This is a genomic window from Hydrocoleum sp. CS-953 (genome assembly GCF_002260545.1).
Taxonomy (GTDB): domain Bacteria; phylum Cyanobacteriota; class Cyanobacteriia; order Cyanobacteriales; family Microcoleaceae; genus Trichodesmium.
This window is the reverse complement of record NZ_LGSU01000437.1, coordinates 1-3,113: the sequence shown is the minus strand read 5'-3', so window position 1 is coordinate 3,113 and position 3,113 is coordinate 1. Positions and strand designations below refer to the sequence as shown.

Here is a 3,113-nt window from a genome sequence, read left to right as displayed (position 1 = left end):
AAAGAAATCTTCGGCAAATTTTGTACCAAACAAAGCACTTTCTGGAATAGACGGAACCCAATAACGTTCCATCCCTGGTTCCCGGTAAGTATTAATAACAACAATTTTCGTACCTGCTTTTTTTGCCCAGTGCAAATATTTAACAGTGACAGGTTGATTATTTGCTACATTTGAACCTATAAATACTAATAAATCTGTACCTATCCAATCTTTATAAGAACAGGTAGTAGCAGCAGCACCAATAGTAGTTTTCAACGCCCCAGTGCTAGGAGAATGACAAATCCGGGCAGCGTTGTCAACATTATTAGTGCCGATCGCCCGTGCAGCTTTTTGGGCAACATAATAAGTCTCATTAACAGTACCACGACTCGTCAGATAGAAACCCGTACGGTCTGGGTCAGTAGTTTTGAGGCGATCGCTAATTACCCCCATCGCTTCATCCCAACTAATTCGCCGAAACCCTTTGTCACCTTTGTCACGGCGCATAGGATAAGGCAGTCTTCCCATTTCTCGCAGTTCCCCACTACTTCTATTTTGCAGTTGAGAAACATCTGCCAGTATTTCCGGGTTAAAAGCTGCCATAGTATTCAGGCGCAACAGTCGGAGGCGGACATTACATAGGTGAAACCCATCAAGAGTCCAGTCCTTCATACCTGTTGTACCTAGGGAACAACCGTCGCAAACTCCCTTGTTGAGTATTTCCCAAGCATAGGGGAGTTGGTCGAGGTTTTCTATTCCAGCGCGGATGAGTTCCCAGTAGTTATTGGGGTATTGTTCGCCAATACCGAAAGGTTTCCAGCTTGCCCAGATTTTCGGGTTCCAAATTTTGTTTGGCTTGGGTAACATAATTTATTTAGCTAGGATGATGCTTTTAATTAGTTGACATCATTTGATTAAATCCTTACCATGACCTACCTAATTTTCAGATTAACTTAATACAATCTTAATAGTGTTATATTATGTCCGGTTGAATAGTTATAAATAAGAAGGGACGGAGGAGTCAGGAGTCGTAGGGGCGTTTTCCTGACGGAATGCTCCGCAAACATGTCGCTCCGCGAAACGGCCGTTAGCTTCGCATAACTATCGTTAACGCCCGTACAGGAGGGAAGAGGGAAGAGGGGAGAAAGAAAGTATAAACAGGAGAAAGTTTTTTTATCACTAATTAGGGTTTGCTGATTAAATCCAAAAGCGTTTACAGATAAAGGCTTTAGCCTTTTTAAGTCTTGAAAAAATACCTGGTTTTTAGTTCTTCATGCTCCTCAAGTTAGGATTTTGGGCTAACGCGAGGCAGAAAAATAAAGGGATAATTCTGACTCCTGCTTCCTCGCTCCCATACCCATTCCTCCTGTCTCCTGTCTCCTGTCTGCTGTCTCCTACCCTTACCCATAAGACTTTTTCAGCAAGCCCTAATTATCCGAACATGATATTATAGGAATTCTCATTCTTGGTGAGATACATAACTTTACAGCAGTTTTAGGTCAATGAATCACATAAAAAAAATGATAACTTTGTAGGGACGTTGCATAACAAAAATGCGTTTTCCGTTCCGGAATGCTCCGCAAACATGTCACGCAGTGAAACGTCCCTACTTTAATGGTTTACTCAAATGAAAAGCGCTGTAACCGATGGTGGTGCATTTTCATTAATTGGTAATGGCGGTCTATGACTTTGTTGCATGAAAGTTGCGATAGAGTATCCATTGCGCAGAGATATTGCTCTCTTTCGCTATTGATGTTCTATTCATCTATTGGACAATAGTAAGGCTTGGTAAATTAAACTTAAAAGCCTTTACAGGCAAAGGTTTCAGCCTTTTATATTTCAAAATTGATGTTAGATTCATCTATTGGACAATAGTTACAGCAGTTTCCGCACATTATTTTAGATATGCGGAGTAAGTGTGGCAGCTATANGGGAACAGGCACTATTGGAACAGGCAACAGGGGGAATAAATTGCCGATAATATAAGAGTTATAGCTCTTTTGCCCCTACTACAATTTGTCAATATACCAGCGCTCATTGCTATAACAGTGGGAGCATCTTGCTCCCATGAAGCGACGTTGTTCATCTGATATCTGTTCAGTAAGCTCAAACTAATTTAAAAAGTTAAAAGCTCATTCCTAAATACCAGACATATTCCAACTATCTAAAAGTTGCTGTAGTTTTTCATCAGTAAAATCATTAATAACAATACTAGCTCCTACCTCTAATAAAGATTCAGGTTCATGGGTAGAAGCAACTCCTACTGTATAAATTCCTGCTCCTACTGCCGACTTAATTCCCGAACGAGAATCTTCAAAAACAATTGCTTCTTCTGGGGAAATTTCTAATTTTTCTAAACATAATTTATAAGGTGCAGGGTCGGGTTTTCCTGCAGTCATTACTCCACCTAATATTACTAATGGGAAAGTATCTGTTAGCTGCAAAACATCTAACATAAATTCAGCATTTTCTGGAGGTGCATTTGTCACAACAGCTTTCTGGAGTTTTTGGTTTTTTACCCATTCAATAAATTCTAATAATCCTGTTAATGGCTTTAAATTTAAGGCAATTTCTCGAAATTTTTCTTCCTTATAATTTGCTAGTTCTTCTGCTTCAGTAGTTGATAGTTGTGGTAGTAAATCTTGAATAATTGCTGGATTGGTTCTACCACTAATATGTTGTTTATAAAAGTTATGGTCAATTGCTATTCCGTGATTATTTAAAATTTCTTTCCAGGTCTGGTAATGCAAGGGGTCTGTATTTGCTAGGGTGCCATCGAGGTCAAACAAAATTGCTTTGAGCATCTTAATTTATATAGATAAATAGTATTTACTTTTGCAGTCTGAACTGAAAATTGAATTTTTCAGAGAACTGAGAAAAGTTAGAGGTAACTCTAAGAAATGACGGTTTAATTTTACTACTGATTTTTAGATAATTAGGAAGTTTCAATAATACTTGGAATTGGGCGGGGGTTTGGAAAGTTTACGCCGACGATAATATCAAATTTCTATTTTTGATTTGTCTCTATTGCGCAATACGCAATAGAAGTTTTTACCTACCATTTTCCGATTTCTGGGAAAATTTTGTCGGAGGTAGTCCGTAGGGGTTTGCTCTCCAAACACTTTTCTATTTCT

Annotated in this window: 2 protein-coding genes; both read right to left on the bottom strand. The window is 38.8% G+C overall.

What is annotated here, in order from left to right; all coding sequences use genetic code 11:
* Window positions 1-846, bottom strand: an 846-nt coding sequence (locus AFK68_RS04350; RefSeq protein WP_168186319.1) for a molybdopterin-dependent oxidoreductase, incomplete at its 3' end; no start/stop codon positions are given.
* Window positions 847-2,117: 1,271 nt separating this feature from the next.
* On the bottom strand, window positions 2,118-2,783 hold the full coding sequence (locus tag AFK68_RS04345) for an HAD family phosphatase (RefSeq protein WP_094671742.1): 666 nt from the start codon (window positions 2,781-2,783) through the stop codon (window positions 2,118-2,120).
* Window positions 2,784-3,113 lie beyond the last annotated feature (330 nt).